The organism is Bacillus sp. NMCC46 (genome assembly GCF_002998465.1).
In the GTDB taxonomy this organism is placed as follows: Bacteria; Bacillota; Bacilli; order Bacillales; family Bacillaceae; genus Bacillus.
The window spans coordinates 793,931-814,564 of record NZ_PVQZ01000001.1; the positions used below are offsets into that span (position 1 = coordinate 793,931).

Below are 20,634 nucleotides of genomic sequence, written 5' to 3' on the forward strand. Positions count from 1 at the left end.
TCTTCTTTGTTTTGAACTATATTTGTCAAATCATATGCAGAAATAAATACCAAACAGACTAAAAAAATGAGAAAAAAGCGTTTCTTTCTATTCAATCGCAGCACCACCTTTTTCTTATCATGATCAAAGTGGGCATGAAACATGCTAATGAAATAAGAAAGCATCTCGTTTGAACGCTTCATCTACTGTTCGTATCGGCATTTGATTCGACGCTACTTCATAATTACCCTCTTTCGTCATGTGTAAAAACCCTTGTCTGACAAGCGCCTTAACATATGCAGTGATGACCTCTTGTATTTCTTCTATAGAAACATCACTGTATCGGAGCTTTACTTCTTTCATCTGGACACACCGCTTGATTTCTTTCATCAGCAGTTGAACCGTTACTGGACTGCTTCCTTTTTTCCTCATCATCCAATCATACAGACACCCCTGCCAGACATAAACAGGACTTGTAAAAATATACGTTTCTTTCAGCGGGATAAATAATTCAGTTGGCAGAAAAGGGAAAGTCATTTGATGATGCTCATAGAAAATGTCTCTCAACCGTTTGCTTTCATTTGATAAAATGCGGGGAGGCCGCTGCCTAAATTGCTGTATACATCTAAGCCATTGCTTGTAGACTGGACGCTTGCTTGAGGGCTGAGATAGGAGCGCCGAAAGTTCGCGGTATGCTGTTGGCGGTCTGACAGTCATGGCGGCACATATTTTCGTTGGTTGAAATACGAGAAGTTGAGCAAGATGGATGAATCTATTCTGGAGCGGACAGTAAAAAATCAGACTCCCTTTCTGTGATTCCCTTAACATTCCCCAATGAATGGAGGAGAAGGAAAAGAGCTGGGCAGATATTCGCTTTAAACGATTTGCCCCTATTACCCATATAGGGATGAGCGCCGCTTCACGGAGTCCTGCCGTTCTTTTACGCAGCTCTTGCCGGGAAATATTTGAACATTGATATTCAATTGCATAGCTTGTTCCTCCAATAGAGACGGCCACGTCAGGACGCTGATGAACTTTTGACACATACTTTTCAAGCACCGGTTTATGTCCCAGCTGCTGAAGCCAATTCATGATGGCTTCTTTCCCCGCCTGATGATAAGCCGTTTCGCCTGAGGCTAGTGGACATGCTGTCAGCTGTTTATGTGCAAAATGATAGACACGTTGTTCACCAAGCTTTAATTGCACCTCCTCCCTGCAATCAGGACAATAAAATTTGCATGTCGTTCTTACATGCTCCAGCCGGTTTTTCGATAAATGATGTGTAATTCGAATAAGCTTTCCATTATCCATGATCGCTGTATTCATTCAGCTCGCCCCTTACTCTTTGATGACCGTATTATAGCTTGTTCGTCTATTATGAAGCGAATAGGCAAAATGAACTTTTATCGTATCAAAACATGATTTTACTGATGTTTTCCTGAGGAAAATGAAAAAACCCCCTGATAAAAAGGGGGAAAATACAATCTTTATAGTAATGGTGATAATAATCTTGCTGTGGATTCAAACAGTCTTACCCTTAACGGTCTCTTTGCAAATTCTTCTGGGACAATTTCATGCGACTGCTCTAAATCACCTAAGAAGTCGTTCACGAGCTTCTCTGTGCTTTTCGTTTTATATAGGAAGGCATTCACTTCAAAATTCAAATGAAAGCTTCTCATATCCATGTTGGCCGTTCCTATCGAAGCCAGCTCGCTGTCCACAATGATAAATTTACTATGCATAAAGCCTTGATCATACTCATACACCTTTGCTCCTGCTTCTAAAAGCTCTGGGAAGTATGAACGGGACGCATGGAAGACGATCCGTTTATCTGGATTCTTCGGAGCAATAATCCGTACGTCTACTCCGCTTAATGCAGCAATTTTCAATGCAGACAAAATATCATCATCCGGCACAAAATACGGTGAAGCGATCCAAATAGACTTTTTGGCAGAGATAATCATGGAGAAAAAGAGATTTTTAATGACCTCCCACTGTTTATCGGGACCGCCAGCAATCATTTGTACGCCTTCTGTTGTGCTCTCAAGGTGGCTGAAATCTTTGAAGTAGTCCACACCTGCGCATCTCTCATTCGTCATATAGTACCAATCCTGCATGAAAATCTGCTGCAGGTCACGAACAGCTTCCCCCTTAATCATCAAATGCGTGTCACGCCAAAATCCATATTGTCTGCTTCTGCCCATATATTCGTCTCCAATGTTCAGCCCGCCGACAAATCCGGCTTCTCCATCAATCACGACAATTTTTCGGTGATTTCGGAAATTGATTTTATTATTTAACAGGGGGAGCCTGACTGGTAAAAACGGAACGATCTGAACGCCAGCCTTTTCGAGGTCAGCAATATATTGACGAGAGAGCTTTAAGCTTCCTACATCGTCATATAAAAAGCGGACAATCACGCCATTTTTCGCTTTATCAATTAGAATATCCTTTAATTCTTGCCCAAGGTCATCGTGGCGGAGAATATAATATTCTAGATGAATGTGATGTGTCGCTTTTTTGATTTCTTCAAAAATATGAGAGAATGTTTCTTCTCCATTGGTCAGGACTTTAGAGGACGTGCGATACGTAATAGGGGTATGTCCAAGTCTGTGGGCCAGCTTAAATAAGAGCTGCTGATGATCACCCATATGCGTCATTTTCTCAATCGCTTCTCTATGAATATGTTCATCTTCCTGGATTAACTGTTCGTCCAGGATGGCTTTCTTTTCAAACAGCCGGCGCTTTTTGATATTGCGTCCAAAGAAAATGTAGAACAAAAAGCCGAATAACGGAAAGCTGCCAAGCAGGACAAGCCACGTAATCGTTTGAGATGGATTCCGGTTCTCCAAGAATATGACAAACCCGATGAAGATAATCGATAAAGTGAATAGAACACTGACAGAGCTTAATACACTTACCGCTAAATCACCGGCAATTATTTGAATGACTAAATAAGCACCTATCGTAATGATAAGAAAAAATAGAACTTTGACTAAATTTCTCATTTCATTTTCTCCTTGCCGATCTCTTTATTTACCTATTCATTCAGATAAAAAAGCCGATTCCTCTATAGAAATCGACTTTTGTTGGTTACGAGAAGTGCTGTTGAATCGTTTCAAGGGCGTTTCCTTCGATAATCAGCTGACCGTATTCTTTCAGTCTGTAAATGCTGACCACTGATTCATGAGCATATTCAAGCAAAATGCTGAGCTTATTCTCCACTTGCTCATCTGACAAATCCTCGTGGAAGTCAACATATAGATAATAACGGTTTTCAAACGAATATAAACTTGTGGTAAAATCCTGCATATTTAATTGAGAAAGTGCAATCAAATCTTCAAAGTCATCCATTTTCAACACAAATTGAAGTTGAAGTTTTTTGTCTTTCTCATTATGGTCTTCTTGATCCTGCTCTTCTTTTTGAAAATCATCAAGCAGTGCGTCTAGACTTTCTTCATCTGTTTGATCTTTTTTATCTTCTGGAATCGGCAATTCGAGCTTTTGTCCATCTTTAGAAAGTTGGGCTTTCGTCACGACAATTTCAAGACCTTTGTCAAGTGCCTGCACTTGAATCCAAAGCGGTCCCTCTACTGCAAATTCTTCTTCTTCGTGCACTTCGTCCATTACTTCCCAAAACAGCTCTTCACTGCGTTCACGATTATACCAAATCTCTTCACGGTCAAATCCGCGATCTTCAATATCACCGTAGGAAATATAAAATTTCACTGTATGTTCATTAATTCTTTCAATTTCCATTTTGCCAACCTTCCCTTCTATATAAGATGTTGAAGGGACATACAAGCTCCCAATTAATAGTACTTTACTACACTTTACCCGTTCCGTCTACATGTTAACCGTTTAAAGAATTGAGGTATTACTTCGTACTGTCTATTTTATGATAAAACATGAATAAAAGAAATAAAAACGCATTTTTTGCAGAGAAAACTTGCAGAAACATATATTTGAATTGTCTTCATATATTGGTTGTACGAGCTCTATTAGACATGAGGTGAAATGGATGGAAACAGAGTGGATCGTATCCTTACTAATGATTATTGGCATAGATCTGATTTTAGGCGGGGATAACGCGTTGATCATTGCGATGGCTAGCCGCAGCTTGTCAAATGACAAACGCAATAAAGCCATATGGATCGGCACACTTTTGGCAGTGCTGATGAGAATTATGATGACGGGTGCCGCAGTTTATTTATTGACCATCCCTTATTTGCAATTTATCGGCGGGCTTTTTCTCCTTTATATAGGATACAATTTGTTAATTGAACAAAAGAAAGAATCGATTCGCATTAAAAGCAGCGGCTCCCTTTGGCGTGCGGTTCAGACCATTGTGATTGCAGATCTCTTTATGTCACTTGATAATGTGATTGCAGTTGCAGGTGCGGCAAAAGGCAGCATGCTGCTGACCGCTTTCGGCCTTATGATTTCAGTACCGATTATTATTTGGGGAAGTAAACTGATTCATGCCGCTTTAACCAAATTCCCGTTTCTTTTATACGGAGGAAGTGCTCTTTTGGCTTTTACTGGCGGTGAAATGATTGTTCGTGATGTGAAATTGAATGAATTTATGGCTCAGCATGCGACTCTCGAATTTATGCTTCCGTTTTTAACGGTCGTAATGGTCATTTTAGCCAGCCTATTTTACGAACAAACAGCTGAAAACAAATAAAAAAAGCTGCCAAATGATCGGCAGCTTTTCAATTTTCTATTAGTTAGCAAGTCGCTGAGCTTCTCTTAGTTGGAATGTACGAACCGTTCTTGGAAGGAAACGTCTAATTTCATCTTCATTGTAGCCAACTTGTAGTCTTTTTTCATCCAAGATGATTGGACGTCTTAAAAGACCTGGATGCTCATTGATCAGTTTATACAATTGTTGAAGCGGCATTGTCTCAACATTCACATTTAGCTTTTGAAATACTTTTGAACGTGTTGAGATAATTTCATCTGTACCGTCTTCAGTCATTCGAAGAATTTCTTTGATTTCATCGATTGAAAGAGGCTCAGAAAAGATGTTTCTCTCTTGATACGGGATATTGTGCTCTTCTAACCACGCTCTTGCTTTTCTACATGATGTACAGCTTGGTGATGTGTATAATGTTACCATAAATCTTCACTCCTCAATTTGTAGAATGAATATTGATCTGTATTCTTAAATTAAAATTGTTCTAAATAAGTAATCTTTATAGTGATTATACTATAAAAAAGTAAGTGTGAACAGATTTTCTTGCAATTTTTGTGACAAAAACTAGACAATTTCATTCATTTTGTGGTGCCGTTTGATGTCTGAACATTCTCATTTAGTCGAGATGATCGAAAATATTTTTTTGTTTTCTATTTTCAATGACCTTCAATACATCATCAACATCCTCATACGACTGCCCATACCATTCTTCATCTTTATACGTATGGATTCGTTCATAGGTCTTCCTCATAGCCTCCATCATTTCTTCCTCATTATCTGTAAGAGGCGACCAATAAAGGATTTCCATGCGGTTCACTTCATTTGTTGCAAGTGACCTGCGTTTATAACCGATTGATTCTGCGTGCTTGAAGTGCTCTCTTTGGTAAAACTTTAGGCGTTTTGCAGTATCTGCATCATCTTCATCTACAGGCTCGACCTCAAGCAAGATCGGTTTCTTTTTTTCCTTCAGCTTATGAATGAGCTTTGATCCGAGGCCTTCACCTCTTGCATCTCTGGAAACAAATAAATAATCAATAAAGATGAAAGAATCAAATTCGGCGTACATCATCACATGATGAGGTCCTTCCTCCTTATGATAAATATCACTTCTTTCCTTTAATAAAGCTTCCATATGCTCTTTTGACTTCATTTCTTCTATCGGGAAGTATTCACTGAGCTTTTCATACCAATTCATGGATCCGCTCCTTATGATATCGTTAAGAACCACTTCCTTAGATATTCCCGATTTTCTGCTATTTAAACGCCTGTACTAGTAAGACGCAGTAAAGACTTCACTAGTTTCACTTTTTTTCAAACAACAGAAAAAAGTTTTATATCGTACGGTCCATGAGTAATTGAAAACAAACAAAGAGGATGAGTGTCATCCCAGTTTGAAACATAATGAAATAAAGATACTTCATGCGCCGTGATTCTTGCTTCTGATTGCTTATCTTTCGGTTTAGCATATATTCCACGGAAAAAGACACGATGCCAATGAGCAGCGAAATGTCTTCCATATCGACATCTGATTTCCTCCTAGAAACCGCTTGTTGTTATCTAGAAATTACCATCATCTTATTTTTTGTAAAATAAAAAAAGAAGCACTGACATAGCAGCGCTTCTTTTTTCTTATGATTGTTTAGCTTGAAGCTCTTTGAATTCTTCCTCTGTGCAGCTCACAAAGTGACCTGGCTTCACTTCACGGAACTCGGTGTTCGTTCCTTTGTGAACAGATGGATCATACTTGATTCGTTTGCGGTTACGCTCATAATCTGGATCTGGGAGCGGAATCGCAGATAGTAATGATTTTGTATATGGATGAAGCGGATTTTCGTATAATTCATTCGCTGGTGCCAGCTCTACCAATTTTCCGAAATACATCACACCAATACGATCGCTGATGTATTTTACCATAGACAGGTCATGGGCAATGAATAAGTACGTTAAGCCTTTTTCTTCTTGAAGTTCTTTCATTAAGTTGACAACCTGTGCTTGGATCGACACATCTAATGCAGAGATTGGTTCATCGGCAATGATGAAATCTGGTTCAACTGCTAATGCACGGGCAATTCCGATACGCTGCCTTTGACCACCTGAGAATTCATGCGGGTATCTGTTTGCATGCTCTTTGTTCAATCCAACGGTTTCAAGCAATTGGTATACACGCTCTTTACGTGCTTGCTTTGTTTTTGCAAGGCCATGAATGTCGATGCCTTCTGCAATGATATCAAGCACTGTCATTCTAGGGTTGAGTGAGGCATATGGATCTTGGAAGATCATCTGCATTTGACGGTTGAACTCAAGCATTTTTTGTCTTGATTTCTTCCCGTGTACACTTTCCCCTTTATAAAGAACCTCACCATCTGTCGCATCATAAAGTCTAATGATGGAGCGGCCCGTAGTGGATTTACCACAACCAGACTCCCCTACAAGGCCAAGTGTTTCACCTTTATAAATATCAAATGAAACTCCGTCAACTGCTTTCACAGTCCCTCTTGCTGTATGGAAATGCTGCTTCAAATTTTTGATTTCTAACAGTTTTTCTGCCATGCTATTCACCCTCTTTTACTAATACAGGTTTTTCGTAGCTACCTTCTAGTTCACGCATTCTCGCCTTTACAGAAGCAGGCGGTTCAACTTTAGGTGCATTTGGATGAAGTAGCCATGATTTCACATAATGCGTATCTGATACTTTGAACATTGGCGGTTCTTGTTCAAAGTCAATTTTCATTGCATAATCGCTTCGGAGTGCAAATGCATCTCCTTTCGGCGGGTTTGTCAGATCTGGCGGTGTTCCTGGGATTGCAGTCAGCTTTCCTTCATCTCCGCCATCTGTGTCAAGGCTCGGCATTGATGCTAAAAGCCCCCACGTATATGGATGTTTTGGATTGTAGAAAATTTCATCAACAGTCCCTGTCTCCACAATCTGTCCTGCATACATAACGGCTACACGATCAGCGACGTTGGCGACAACACCTAGATCATGCGTAATAAAGATAATAGATGTTTCCACCTTTTGCTGAATTTCTTTCATTAATTCTAAAATTTGCGCCTGAATCGTTACATCTAGTGCTGTCGTCGGCTCATCGGCAATCAATAGCTTTGGATCTGCTGCGAGCGCCATCGCGATGACAACCCTTTGTCTCATCCCGCCACTAAATTCGTGCGGGTATTGCTTGATTCTTTTTTCAGGCATTGCAATTCCAACAAGCTCCAGTAATTCAATGGCTCTTTTTTCAGCCGCTTCTTTTGAAATTTGTTCGTGCTTGAACAGTACTTCTGTAATTTGCTTCCCGACTTTCATCGTTGGATTCAAAGAAGTCATCGGATCCTGGAAGATCATTGAGATGTCTTTTCCTCGAATGGTTTGCATTTGTTTTTCTGTTTTCTTGACGATATCTTGCCCATCAAACAGGATCTGTCCGCGCTTGAAATAACCCGGCGGCATCGGTATTAATCTCATGATGGCCTGTGATGTCACACTTTTACCAGAGCCAGATTCACCTACAATAGCAAGTGTCTCGCCTTTATTTAAGTGGAAGTTCACACCACGAATGGCTTGAACCTCTCCACCATATGTTTTAAATGAGATTGCAAGGTCTTTCACCTCTAGAATACGTTCACGTTCCATCCTAATCACTCCTTATTTACGCAACTTCGGATCTAAAGCGTCTCTTAGTCCGTCTCCAACCACGTTAAAACCAAACATTGTTATACAGATAAATGCGGCTGGGAACCATAATCTCCAAGGATAGTACGTCATGGCCGGAATTCCGTCAGACGCCATTGTTCCCCAGCTCGCTAATGGAGCCGGTACACCAAGTCCTAGATAGCTTAAGAATGCCTCCGTGAAAATAGCTGAAGGAATGGTGAGTGTCATTGTGACAAGAATTGGTCCCATTGAGTTTGGAATTAAGTGTTTAAATAAAAGTCTAGATGTTTTCGCACCTAATGTTTGTGCAGCAAGAACGTACTCTTGACTCTTTAATTGTAGAACCTGTCCCCGAACGATACGTGCCATGTTTATCCAGCCTACGACTGTCATGGCGAGGATAATTGTTAATAATCCTTTTGGCAGAACAACCATCATTAAGATAACCATTAATAGTGTTGGAATTGCCCATAAAACGTCTGCGATACGCATCATGACTTCATCTGTACGGCCGCCTTTGAACGCAGCAATACTTCCCCAGATAATACCGATGATCACGTCAAGGACCGCTGCAGCAAGACCGATGAAGATCGAAATTCTTGCCCCGACCCATGTACGGACAAACATGTCACGTCCTAAATCATCTGTACCGAACCAGTGCTCTTTTGAAGGTGGCTGGTCTGCATTCAGTAAATCGGTCGTCGAGTAATCATATTTAGAAAAAATCGGAACAAAGATGGCCAGCATCACAATAATAAAAATGATTGAAAGACCAACCATTGCAAGTTTATTTGCACGGAAGCGAAGCATAGCATCCTTCCATAAAGATAGACTAGGTTTAGAAATTTTTTCAGATTCTGCTGCGTCAGCTGTCGCAGGAACAAATAAATCTTTTCTCATCTCTTCCATGTGTTAGACCCCTTTCTTCGCCTTCGTCAGTTTAATTCTAGGATCGATAATACCGTAGAGGACGTCAACGACTAGAATACTGATTAATAGAATAATACTGTAGAAGACTGTGACACCCATGATGACGGTGTAATCACGGTTTGTAATACTTGTGACAAAGTGAGAGCCTAATCCAGGAATACCGAAAATCTTCTCCACGACAAAACTACCTGTTAACACTGAAGCAGCCATTGGTCCCATATATGTAATGACAGGTAACAATGCGTTTCGAATTGCGTGTTTAATCGTCACAGCTGATTTCGTTAATCCTTTCGCTCTAGCCGTTCTAATGTAATCACTGTTTAGAACTTCAAGCATACTTGACCGTGCAAGTCTAGCGATAAATGCCATAGGCATGAAGGAAAGTGCAATAGAAGGTAGTACGGTGCTGGCCCAAGACTCCCATCCTGCAACTGGGAAAATCGCTATAACGCTTGCCTCAGATGCAAATACATATTGTAGCAGCGCAGCTAAAATGAAACTTGGAACTGAAATTCCAAAGATCGTTAAAATGGCAATCGTATAGTCCTGCCACTTGTTATGATAGAGCGCTGCAAGGACCCCAAACAATACACCAAATGCTAATGCGAGGAGAATTGCCTCAATTCCGAGGGTAAAGGAAACGGGGAATCCAGAACTGATTAAGTCATTTACAGTTTGTCCTTTATATTTAAATGAGGGACCAAAATCTAATTTTGCAACTGAACCTAAGTAGTTTACATATTGAACAAATAAGGGCTTGTCCAACCCGTAGTGCTCGTTTAGGTTTGCTTCAATTTCAGCAGGAAGTTTCTTCTCACCAGAGAATGGACCACCCGGTGCTGCCTGCATGAGAAAGAAAGTTGCAGTTACAATAACAAACAGTGTGATTAAAATATATATTAATCGCTTACCGATATATTTAAGCAACGGAATTGCACCTCCATGATTTTACAACATTTTCTCTAATCAGCAAGAAAGGTATATGGAGAGACATCCTCCATATACCTTAAGATCCTTGCCGTAGATCTCTTACACTATAATTCTTACTTTTCGAAATGTGCCCATTTGTATTGAACATCACCTAGTCCAGATACAACCACACCTTTTAGTTTTGGATCTTGTACCCAAAGCTGAGTGTAGAAGTAAATTGGTGCTATAGGCATATCGTTGATGATGATTTCTTCTGCTTTTTTCAGCATTTCTTCACGTTTCGTTTTATCTGTTTCTTTAGCAGAATCATTCAACAATTGTTTGTATTCTTTGCTTTCCCAACCAGTGTCGTTGTTTCCACCGTCTTTATCTTTGTAAAGCTCAAGGAAGTTCACTGGATCGTTGAAGTCACCTAACCAGCCCATACGTCCGATTTGGTAATCTCCGCTGTGGATCTTGTCGATGTATACGTTCCACTCAGAGTTATCAAGTTCAACTTTCACGCCTAAGTCTTTCTTCCACATTTCTTGAATTGCTTGTGCAATCTTTTGGTGGCCTTCATCTGTGTTGTAAGAAAGTTTCAATGCTGGAAGATCAGAAACTGACTTATAACCTAATTCTTTCACACCTTTTTCAAGAAATTCTTTAGCAGTTGCTACATCGTGATCTTTGAAGTAGCCCGTTTTGTTATCAGTGAATCCTTCCATTGTTGGAGGAACGATTGCCATAGCTGGCACTTGCTCACCTTGCGTAATTTTGTCAACGATCGCTTGACGGTTGATTGAGTATGCAAGGGCCTTACGGATGTTTGCATTGTTTAAAGGTTTTACTTCTGTGTTGAATTTGTAGTTATAGATACCAGCGATCGTTTGGATTTTAAGACCGCCTTCTTTTTTCAATGTTTTTAAAGACTCAGTTGGAAGGCTTCCAGTTGGTGAACCAGCCCAGTCAAGCTCGCCTTTTTTGAACATGCTAAGCTCAGTGTTTGTATCTTTGATCATAGACATGTTAATCTTTTTCAATTTCACAGTATCTTTATCCCAGTATTCATTGTTCTTTTCAAGCGTGATAGAACCGCCATGTTTCCATTTAGAAAGAACGAATGGTCCGTTAGATACGTAGTTTTCACCAGCATTTGTGAACCAGTTTTTATTCTTTTCAGCCACTTTTTTGTTGACTGGCATATACGTATAGAATGCAGTTAGTTCAGTAAAGAACGGTGTTGGGTTCTCTAGCTCAACTACAAGCGTTTTGTCGTCTTTAGCTTTAATGCCAACATCAGCAACTTTCGCTTTCCCTTTGTTTGCTGCTTCAGCACCTTTAATATAGTAAAGCTGGTAAGCATATTGAGATTCATTTTTAGGATCTAATGCCCATTTCCAAGCATATTCGAAATCTTTAGCTGTGACAGGGTCACCATTAGACCATTTTGCATCACGAAGTGTGAATGTGTATGTTTTACCATCAGCACTTGTTTTGATATCAGAAGCCATTGCATTTTCTGGCTTTCCTTCAGCGTTAATTCTTGTTAATCCCTCAAAAGTCTGACGGATGACACTTCCTGAAGTTGAATCATTTGCCAATCCCGGATGTAGAGAAAAAGGCTCAGTGGAGATATTCACATTTAATGTTGTTTTAGCCTCTCCAGAACTGCTCGTGCTGTCGCCTGATTTGTTTCCGCTGAAACCACAAGCGCTTAATACAAGTGTGAAAATAAGCATTAAAGTAACAACAGACCAACGCTTTTTCAACTGTATTCCCCCTTATAATATGTTTTAGTTCAAAGGTCTCGATAGAAGATGAGATTCAGATTTAAGAAATAGCGTAAAAAAGTCCCTAAATAGCTTACTTTCTATTTCTTTTGTTTTTTCTGAATTTTCACTATGTATAGAGCCTAGCACAAACGTGTGAACAAATTAATTATAATGAATAGAATAATTTATTGCAATATCAATTTCATATATTTTTAAAAAACGTAAATGGGGATAAAGAGGGATTTTTATAAACTAAAGTCTCAATCACTTCAACAAATTAAAGCGTAAATTGATTAAAATAATTTAACAAATTCAGCAGGAATAATGTTTTATACATATAATTAATCCTCATTTTTTAAAAAATTCTGACAGATAGTTGGTTTTTTATCTAAAATTTTAAGTGTCAAACGGCATGATGAGAAGGTCACATGAGGGCTTCGTGACTTTTTTATGGTCATCCTTTATAATAGATAGACATACTGTTGCGATGAAAAAGAAGAGTACATATATTCACCATTTACAGAGAGTCTGCGGCTGGTGCGAGCAGATAATGGCATGTATGGAATGGGCTTTGGAGCAGCTAACCGAACACTTTTGAAAGTTAGTAGGCTTAGACGGAGCAGTCTCCGATATCAACGTCTTGAGTGATTTCTATGTGAAATAACAAGGGTGGTACCACGGTTCATTCGTCCCTTTTCTGTTGAAAAGTGACGGGTGGGCCTTTTTATATTGAAGAAAAGAGGTTTTAGTATGACAAAGAAGACAATTTTTTCAGGCATTCAGCCGAGCGGTTCTGTGACTTTAGGGAACTATATTGGAGCAATGAAGCAATTTGTCGATTTGCAGCATGATTATCATGGCTATTTTTGTGTAGTCGATCAACATGCGATTACGGTGAGTCAGGACCGGCTAGCTCTTCGCCAAAATATTAGAAGCTTAGCAGCTCTTTATTTAGCAGTTGGACTTGATCCAGAGAAGGCAACATTGTTTATCCAATCAGAGGTACCTGCTCACGCCCAGGCAGGATGGATGCTGCAATGTGTTGCTTATATTGGGGAATTAGAAAGAATGACCCAATTTAAGGACAAATCCGCTGGTAAGGAAGCGGTTGTTTCAGGCCTATTAACGTATCCCCCATTAATGGCTGGCGATATTTTATTATACGGTACTGATTTAGTCCCTGTTGGAGAAGATCAAAAGCAGCATCTTGAATTGACTAGAACGCTTGCTGAACGTTTTAATCGAAAATACAATGACATCTTCACTGTACCTGAAGTGAAAATTCCAAAAGAAGGCGCTCGGATTATGTCTTTAACAGATCCAACGAAAAAGATGAGCAAATCCGATCCGAACCAAAAATCCTTCATTACCTTATTAGATGAACCAAAGCAGCTAGAAAAGAAAATCAAAAGTGCTGTGACGGATTCAGAAGGCATCGTCAAATACGACAAAGAGAACAAGCCTGGTATTGCCAACTTGCTGACGATTTATTCTGTATTAAGTAACGTATCGATTTCAGAGCTGGAACAAAAGTACGAAGGCAAAGGGTATGGTGAGTTTAAAGGAGATCTTGCGAACGTAGTCGTTGATGCTTTAAAACCAATACAAGATCGGTACTATGAACTCATTGAGTCAGACGAGCTTGACCGCATTCTTGACGAAGGTGCTGAAAAAGCAAACCGCGCAGCAAACAAAATGCTGAAAAAAATGGAGAATGCGATGGGTCTTGGCAGAAAACGCAAATAAAAAAAGCTTGCAGCACATCACGCTGCAAGCTTTTTCTAATTCACCTTTGATTCGTTTTCCATTTCCCAAAGCTTTTCAAAAAACGGCTGTCCTTTAATCATTTTTTCACAGAAAGCTAAATGATTCTCTGACCATCCATCAATGGTTTCATTGTAAAGCATGTTCCAAATCTCTTCGAATGACATTCGTTTGATTTGGTTGTACATGTGCGGGTTCCATTCCGTATACCAATACGCAATCTCCGCCCTGTTTTGAAGACCTTTTAATTGATCGAGCGCCATAAACATTAGCTGCTTCAGCTGTCTTTCTTTTCTCGTTAATCCACTGATGTGCTGCGGCGGCAAAGACAAAATATGATACTCCTTCGCCGACTCAAGGCTGCCCTGAGAGAATTCATATTCCTCAGCCTTTACATCTTTCACCATCTCATACACCAATTGCTCCTGCCTTGGGATTAAGCGGCTTTTCCTCACAGGAATGGAATACCCAATCGTATCCACAGCAATGATTCGAATGCCGTCCGTGACCACAAAGCAATACTCTAATTTACGCCGTTCATGATTTTTTCGAATATATGATTTCTCAAATACAGATTCTAGCAGCGTCTTCGGCAGCTCTGAAAGATCATTCTCTATGTAATCAAACAAAGGACTCTGCACCTTGAGTAAAGGCACTTGATCTAACAGCTCAACGCTGTCCTCCTTGCGCCACTCATGAAAATGACACACATTGTAGCCATTTTCTTCCCCTTCAAACCAATTCACCCATACGTCATGAAGAAATAACATAACCAATCCCTCACTTTTTAAAAACTGTTGTCCACAGTATGGGCAAGGGATAGAGAAATTATTCCAACTTTATCAAAACTTCAAGCGGAGCGAATGATGGCGTGCATTTTTTTATTTTTATAAAGAAAACAAAGTGCGTGTCGCAGAGTCCCTTTCATCTTGTCATAAAAAATGAGGCATTACTTTAGCTTTTTAGGATCAAGCGCATCTCTCAGCCCATCTCCTAAGAAATTAAAGCATAAAACGGTCAGCAATATCAGTAAACCTGGGAAGAGCGGATACCACCACGCTTGCACCATAATCGAGAAGTTTTGTGCATCTTGCAGCATGTTGCCCCAGCTTGCTGTTGGCGGCTGTATACCAAACCCTAGATAGCTCAGCGTTGATTCGGCTAAAATGACGGAACCTACTTTAAGTGTAGCTGACACGATAATAGGACCGATACAGTTCGGTAAAATATGCGAAAAGATGATGACATGGTTTTTCGTTCCAATGGTTCTTGCCGCAAGTACGAATTCTCTTGTTCGTAGTGATAAGAATTCACTGCGGATCAGTCTCGCGGTTGTGGTCCAGCCGGTCAAAGCAAAGATTAATATCAATTTATCAATGCCCGGTTTGAAAATGGTGACAAGCGTGATCAATAGAAAAATGTCAGGAATCGACAATACCACATCAACAAATCTCATTAAGATAGAATCAACAAATCCTTTGAAATACCCTGCTACCGCTCCAACGACGGTGCCAATGGTGATCGCCCCGACCACTGAGACGAAGCCAACTAGCAGAGAGACCCTCGCTCCATAAAGCACCCTTGAGAAAATATCTCGGCCAAACTTGTCAGTTCCCATCAAATGCTCAGCACTTGGCGGCTGGAGCCGCTTCAATAAATCTTGCTGCTCTGGTGCATAAGGGGCAATCACTGGAGCGAAAATGGCTGAAAAGATAATGACCAATAAGATCACGGAGCCGGCAACCGCCAGTTTATTTTTGAAAAATTTCTCACAAAATAAACGCAGCATCGTCTCTGGCTTTGGCGGAAGACCCTCTTTTAATTTGAGATCAACAGGAGGTGTTCCCATATTAGGCTGTGCCAATTGTGCTTCAGCTCCCTTCTAATATTCAATACGCGGATCAACGATCGCATATAGAATATCCGCTATTAAATTTCCAACCACCACGAGCACTGCGGAAATAACAGTCATCGCCATAATGACCGGATAATCTCTCGAAAAGGCAGAATCGATGAACAGCTTTCCAAGCCCTGGCCAAGTGAAAATTTGTTCCACCACGACTGCGCCGCCAATAAAGGATGGAACCATCAATCCGAAAATCGTAATGACAGGCATAAGACCGTTTCTTAACCCGTGCTTGAAAATGACTTTGTTTTCTCGAAAGCCTTTCGCTCTTGCGGTGCGAATATAATCCTGCCTCATGACATCAAGCATACTCGACCTTGTGTACCGGGTGAGCCCTGCCATATCAGCAGTTGCTAAAACAAAGGCTGGTAAAATGATGTGATGGAGCCGGTCAAACACATTAAAATCGGCATTTAAGGTAGAAACACCGCCTGTCGGGAACCATCCTAGATTCACAGATAAAACCATAATCAGAATGAGTCCAAACCAAAAGTTCGGAATAGCCAGTCCGATAAAAGATGTAACCGTAATGCCATAGTCAAGCTTTGTATATGGACGTTTTGCTGAAAGAACACCAAATGGGATGGCGATAATCAGTGCGACTAATGTAGAAAAGATCATGAGGATGAGGGTATTTGGCAGCCGGGCAAAAATCAAATCAGCCACGGGCGTTCCCTTTTTAACAATGGAGGTGCCAAAGTCACCTTGAAGCATATTGCCAAGCCATTTCATATATTGCACATATTCAGGATCGTTCAAGCCGTACTTATCAATAAAGGCTTCCCGGTCTGCAGCACTAATGGTCGGGTCCATCATGAGTGACATCGGATCGCCTGGTGCTGCTTTCATAATGGCGAAGGACAAAATGGTAATCCCAAATAAGATGGGAATGGAAAGCAGTGTCCTTCTAATGATATATGTAACCATATGCACAACTCCTTTTTCATCGGATCGCCATACTGTGATGAAAAAGGGCTAAAATAGTCTTTATTTTAGCCCTCTGTCTTCTTTGCAGCGTGATATGAGAACCCTTTAAATCTAACTGGTGCTTGGTGAATGAAATCACCGTGAGCACCAGCGCGCCGGACTGACACCGAATAGAAAGGTTTGTCTTCACACTGAAAGGGGAGAACCCTCCCCTTCTTCAATAGCAGCCTACTGTTCAATCCACCATTTCTCGATTTTGTAATACTCATCTTTCGGGTGGTAAGAGTAGCCTTGGAGATTAGATGGCATCGCGCGATGTGAGTTGGCATAATAAAGGAACGTATATGGCTGATCTTCTGCGATCAGTTCATAAATTTTTTCATATGCCTTTGAATATTCTTTTCGATCGCTTAAGTTCTTAGCATCCACTAACAGCTTATCGACCTCTTCATTTTTATACCAGATGTTATTCAAGCCTTTTTCTGACTGGCTTGAGTGGAAGATGCTGAATTGATCAGGGAATGTGGCAAGGCTCCAGCCGAGCAGCAGCGCATCGTAATCCCATTTAGGCGGTGTCGTCTGCTCAATGAGTGCACTGAATTCCACAATTTGCGGCTTCGCTTCAACACCAATTTCTTTGAGCTGCTGCTGGACAACGACAGCGATGTCTTCACGGACTTTGTTTCCTTGGTTGGTCTTTAAGACAAAGGAGAATTTTTTGCCGTTCTTATCAAGATAGCCATCTCCATCTGTATCCTCCCAGCCCTCTTCTTTCAGCATCTTTTTCGCTTTTTCTTGATCAAACTCAAATACTGGAACACGATCATTCTTCGGATAGTTCCATGACAGCGGACTTTCTGGAATGTTGGCTACTTTGCCGTCTCCATCTAACACTTGATCGACAATCGTTTGGCGATCAATGGCATGTGTCAGCGCTTGGCGGATCTTTTTACTTTTAAAGAGATCATTTTTTTGGTTCCAGCCAATGTATGAATAATTGAGCCCTAGATCAGATTCAATTTTAATGTTGCTGACTTTTTCAGCTGTTTGCAGCTCTGCTCCCGGTACAGCAAAGAAATCAATATCGCCTGCTGACAGCTGGGCAATCGCTGCATTCTGATCAGGAATGGTTTTAATCGTGACGGTATCAAGGTATGGACGTCCATCCCAATAATCGTCAAAGGCTTCTAGTTTAACGTAGTCTCCTTCTTTCCACTCGGCAAATTTAAATGGACCTGAACCAATTGGATTTTTTCGGTTAAATTCATTTTCACCGAGATCCTTTACAGGCACATCACCTAAAATATGCTTAGGCAAAATGCCATAGCTTCCTAGTGTGACATTATAGAAATAGGGATCTTTTTTATTGAGCTTGAATTCGATTGAGTAATCCCCTGTCTTTTTAACGGAATCTAATACTTCAAAGCCTGATCCGCGCTCTCCATTGTAGTCCTTATTGATCGGAATGCTGTATGTAAACACAACATCATCAGCCGTCAGTTCTTCACCATCATGAAACTTTACGCCTTTTTTAATGGTCACATCAAACTGCTTGCCGTCATCAGATTCTTTAATATCCTCTGCCAGCGATAGCTGAGGGTTCAGCTTTCCGTCAGTTTGAAGTAAGAAGCTGTAGATTCTTTCCTCAATATCAGAGCTTGCCACGTCTGTTGAATACAGCGAGTTAAATAACGTAGGCTCTGCAATTGAACCGATGACAAGGTCTCCGCCTTGTACAGGTTTTCCAGTTGATTTCTTTTCACTGTCTCCAGATGTTTTATTTCCACTAGAGCAAGCCGCAAGCATGAGTGTAAAGATCAGCAGTAAACTGACCAAAATGGGTTTTCTATTTCTACCTTCCATATACAATTCCCCCTATCCTTTTTTAGAAATGACGACAGATGCCGCTTCATCCCCCCTCTCAAAGATGAGATCTTCCAAGCTGATTAAGCGTCGTAGAGGTGGCAGGCAACGAAGTGGTTTGTTTTTAATTCCTGAAATGCTGGTATTTTTTCTTTACAGATTCCCTTTGCATGCGGGCATCTTGTGTGAAATACGCAGCCTTTTGGCGGATTCGCAGGACTTGGCAAATCGCCTTGAAGCATGATACGTTCTCTTTTGATCTGACCCTTTTTACGGGTAACAGGAACAGAAGAAAGCAGTGCCTGTGTATATGGATGGAGCGGTTCATCATACAGGCTGTGCTTATCGGCAAGCTCCATCATTTTGCCCAGATACATCACGCCGACTCTATCACTAATGTGCCTGACCACACTTAAATCGTGAGAGATAAATAGATATGTCAGGTCAAATTCCTCCTGAAGCTCCTCCATCAGATTAATCACCTGCGCCTGAATGGATACATCAAGTGCTGATACCGGCTCATCTGCGATGATCATTTCGGGATTCATGGCAAGCGCACGAGCGATGCCGATTCGCTGCCTCTGCCCGCCAGAAAATTCGTGAGGGTAGCGATTTGCAAAGCTTGGATGAAGGCCCACCTTTGATAAAAGCTGTTCTACTTTTTCATTTCTTTCTTTTAAGGAATATAAGTGATGTGTTTTGTAGGGTTCTTTGATGATGCTTCGAAGTGTTTTTCTAGGGTTGAGTGATGCAAAGGGATCTTGAAAAACCATTTGGATGTTTTTTCGTGTTGATTGTCTTAGCTTTGATTCTGATACGCGGGAGATATCTTGCCCTTTAAAAAAGATTTGACCGTCAGTTGGCTGATATAAGCGAATCATTGTCCGGCCTAGTGTAGATTTACCGCACCCTGACTCCCCAACAATGCCTAACGTTTCACCTTTATAAATCTTCAAGTCTATGCCGTCAACAGCTTTAACTGCACCGACTTTCTTCTGAAAGACGCCCGCTTTAATCGGAAAATGTTTTCGGATCTGTTTCAGTTCAAGGATGGTTTCTTTCTCTGTTAGATCTGTTGGCTGTGGTTGATTTTGAGCAAGGGTCATGTATGGTCTGCCTCCTCATATAAGAAGCATCTGACGCTTCTGCCATTCTCAAATGTCCTCAGCTTAGGCAGCTCTCCTAGGCAGCGCTCCTTCACTTGCGGGCATCTAGGAGCAAAGCGGCAGCCAGCCGGAAGCTGATCTGGCGCAGGGACATTCCCTTTGATCGCCGTTAACGGCTGTATGTCTCCGTCAATGACAGGAATCGATTCAAGCAGCCCTTCTGTGTAAGGATGAAGCGGCTGATCAAATAATTCTTCGACGGTCCCATTTTCAACAACCTGTCCGCAGTACATGACAATGACTCGATCTGCCACTTCAGACACGACACCTAGATCATGAGTAATGAGAAGAATAGATGTACCAAATGTCGTGCATAAATCTTTCATCAATGTGAGCACCTGGGCTTGAATCGTTACATCTAGGGCAGTTGTCGGTTCATCTGCAATGAGAAGCTTCGGATCGCAGCTTAGCGCAATGGCAATCATCACTCTTTGCCGCATGCCGCCTGATAAACGGTGCGGGTAATCTTTGATGATTTGTTCCGGTCTGGAAAAACCAACAATCTTCAGCAGATCAATCGCTTTTTTCGTCGCTTCTTTTTTTGAAAGTTTTTTGTGATAGATGAGGATTTCTGTTATTTGTTCCCCGATGGTTAGGACGGGATTAAGTGAGGTCATGGGTTCCTGAAAGATCATAGATACGTCATTACCACGAATGCTGCATAATTCCTTTTCTCCATATGTAACTAGGTCCTTTCCATCAAGCTTGATGGAACCGTCCATAATTTTTCCACCAGTGCCGTTTATCAACCCCATAATGGATAAGGACGTAATGCTTTTACCAGATCCAGACTCACCGACTAATGCGACAGTTTCTCCTCTGTTGATGCTGAAATCAACGCCATCAACAGCAGGTATCGGTTCTTTTTTTCGAAAAAAATATGTTTTTAAGTTTTGCACTTCAAGCAGCTTGGTCATTCATTCGCCCCTTTCTCCATAGACAATAGAAACGAATAAAAAATTCTGTCTTTTTTGAATAAAAAGAATTATCAAAATTTATATTTGTATATTATTACATTTTTATGACGAAATCAAGAAGAATTTAGTAAATTTGTAATATGTCTC

18 protein-coding genes, 1 pseudogene and 1 other annotated feature are annotated in these 20,634 nt (G+C 40.8%); of the genes and pseudogenes, 2 read left to right on the forward strand and 17 right to left on the reverse strand.

All coding sequences use genetic code 11. The features are described 5' to 3' along the window. Positions 1-144: 144 nt before the first annotated feature. The 4 genes and pseudogenes from C6Y01_RS04100 to C6Y01_RS19345 form a co-directional block, all read right to left on the reverse strand. A complete protein-coding gene (locus C6Y01_RS04100; protein WP_106037856.1) occupies positions 145-1,305 on the reverse strand; it encodes a competence protein CoiA in 1,161 nt (386 codons plus the stop codon). A 161-nt stretch (positions 1,306-1,466) separates the two neighbouring features. Then, positions 1,467-2,987, reverse strand: coding sequence for a cardiolipin synthase (cls, locus tag C6Y01_RS04105; protein WP_106037857.1), 1,521 nt, complete (start codon positions 2,985-2,987; stop codon positions 1,467-1,469). Between the two features lie 85 nt (positions 2,988-3,072). After that, entirely contained in the window at positions 3,073-3,738 is a 666-nt protein-coding gene (mecA, locus tag C6Y01_RS04110) for an adaptor protein MecA (RefSeq protein ID WP_012009573.1), read from the reverse strand. After that, a pseudogene (locus C6Y01_RS19345) lies at positions 3,705-3,825 on the reverse strand (hypothetical protein); the annotation flags it as partial. The pseudogene C6Y01_RS19345 and the gene mecA, both read right to left, overlap by 34 nt. Before the next feature lie 175 nt (positions 3,826-4,000). Here C6Y01_RS19345 and C6Y01_RS04115 point away from each other — a divergent pair. After that, entirely contained in the window at positions 4,001-4,666 is a 666-nt protein-coding gene (locus C6Y01_RS04115) for a TerC family protein (RefSeq protein ID WP_106037858.1), read from the forward strand. 39 nt (positions 4,667-4,705) lie between these two features. On the opposite strand, the gene spxA is transcribed toward C6Y01_RS04115, so the two are convergent. From spxA to C6Y01_RS04155, 7 genes are all read right to left on the reverse strand, one after another. Further along, on the reverse strand, positions 4,706-5,101 hold the full coding sequence (gene spxA, locus C6Y01_RS04120; RefSeq protein WP_003211421.1) for a transcriptional regulator SpxA: 396 nt from the start codon (positions 5,099-5,101) through the stop codon (positions 4,706-4,708). A 193-nt stretch (positions 5,102-5,294) separates the two neighbouring features. Beyond that, positions 5,295-5,873: a GNAT family N-acetyltransferase gene (locus tag C6Y01_RS04125; RefSeq protein ID WP_034663254.1), complete on the reverse strand. Its 579-nt coding sequence runs from the start codon at positions 5,871-5,873 to the stop codon at positions 5,295-5,297. A gap of 434 nt (positions 5,874-6,307) precedes the next feature. Next, the gene (locus C6Y01_RS04135; RefSeq protein ID WP_034663259.1) at positions 6,308-7,228 is read right to left on the reverse strand and encodes an ABC transporter ATP-binding protein; all 921 of its coding nucleotides are present in this window, start codon (positions 7,226-7,228) and stop codon (positions 6,308-6,310) included. Between the two features lies 1 nt (position 7,229). After that, a complete protein-coding gene (locus C6Y01_RS04140; RefSeq protein ID WP_034663262.1) occupies positions 7,230-8,309 on the reverse strand; it encodes an ABC transporter ATP-binding protein in 1,080 nt (359 codons plus the stop codon). 12 nt (positions 8,310-8,321) lie between these two features. Then, positions 8,322-9,239 (reverse strand): ABC transporter permease, encoded by a 918-nt coding sequence (locus tag C6Y01_RS04145; protein ID WP_034663265.1) that lies wholly within the window; start codon positions 9,237-9,239, stop codon positions 8,322-8,324. Positions 9,240-9,242: 3 nt separating this feature from the next. Next, on the reverse strand, positions 9,243-10,187 hold the full coding sequence (locus C6Y01_RS04150; protein WP_034663268.1) for an ABC transporter permease: 945 nt from the start codon (positions 10,185-10,187) through the stop codon (positions 9,243-9,245). A gap of 116 nt (positions 10,188-10,303) precedes the next feature. Further along, positions 10,304-11,941, reverse strand: a complete 1,638-nt coding sequence (locus C6Y01_RS04155; protein ID WP_034666712.1) for a peptide ABC transporter substrate-binding protein — start codon at positions 11,939-11,941, stop codon at positions 10,304-10,306. A 481-nt stretch (positions 11,942-12,422) separates the two neighbouring features. Further along, positions 12,423-12,641: a binding site (T-box leader), on the forward strand. A 53-nt stretch (positions 12,642-12,694) separates the two neighbouring features. Here C6Y01_RS04155 and trpS point away from each other — a divergent pair. Further along, positions 12,695-13,690 (forward strand): tryptophan--tRNA ligase, encoded by a 996-nt coding sequence (trpS, locus tag C6Y01_RS04160; protein ID WP_106037860.1) that lies wholly within the window; start codon positions 12,695-12,697, stop codon positions 13,688-13,690. 35 nt (positions 13,691-13,725) lie between these two features. On the opposite strand, the gene C6Y01_RS04165 is transcribed toward trpS, so the two are convergent. From C6Y01_RS04165 to C6Y01_RS04190, 6 genes are all read right to left on the reverse strand, one after another. Further along, entirely contained in the window at positions 13,726-14,478 is a 753-nt protein-coding gene (locus C6Y01_RS04165; RefSeq protein WP_034663278.1) for a YjbA family protein, read from the reverse strand. Positions 14,479-14,657: 179 nt separating this feature from the next. Then, positions 14,658-15,557: an oligopeptide ABC transporter permease gene (opp4C, locus tag C6Y01_RS04170; protein WP_081311422.1), complete on the reverse strand. Its 900-nt coding sequence runs from the start codon at positions 15,555-15,557 to the stop codon at positions 14,658-14,660. A gap of 33 nt (positions 15,558-15,590) precedes the next feature. After that, positions 15,591-16,541: an ABC transporter permease gene (locus C6Y01_RS04175; protein WP_060595999.1), complete on the reverse strand. Its 951-nt coding sequence runs from the start codon at positions 16,539-16,541 to the stop codon at positions 15,591-15,593. A 228-nt stretch (positions 16,542-16,769) separates the two neighbouring features. After that, complete coding sequence (locus C6Y01_RS04180; RefSeq protein ID WP_106031501.1) at positions 16,770-18,404, reverse strand: peptide-binding protein; 1,635 nt, start codon at positions 18,402-18,404, stop codon at positions 16,770-16,772. A gap of 83 nt (positions 18,405-18,487) precedes the next feature. Then, positions 18,488-19,510 carry an ABC transporter ATP-binding protein gene (locus C6Y01_RS04185; RefSeq protein ID WP_034663288.1) on the reverse strand — a complete coding sequence of 341 codons (1,023 nt, stop codon included), beginning with the start codon at positions 19,508-19,510 and terminating at the stop codon, positions 18,488-18,490. Continuing rightward, positions 19,507-20,487, reverse strand: coding sequence for an ABC transporter ATP-binding protein (locus C6Y01_RS04190; protein ID WP_045210037.1), 981 nt, complete (start codon positions 20,485-20,487; stop codon positions 19,507-19,509). Before C6Y01_RS04190 ends, C6Y01_RS04185 begins: the two co-directional genes overlap by 4 nt. Positions 20,488-20,634 lie beyond the last annotated feature (147 nt).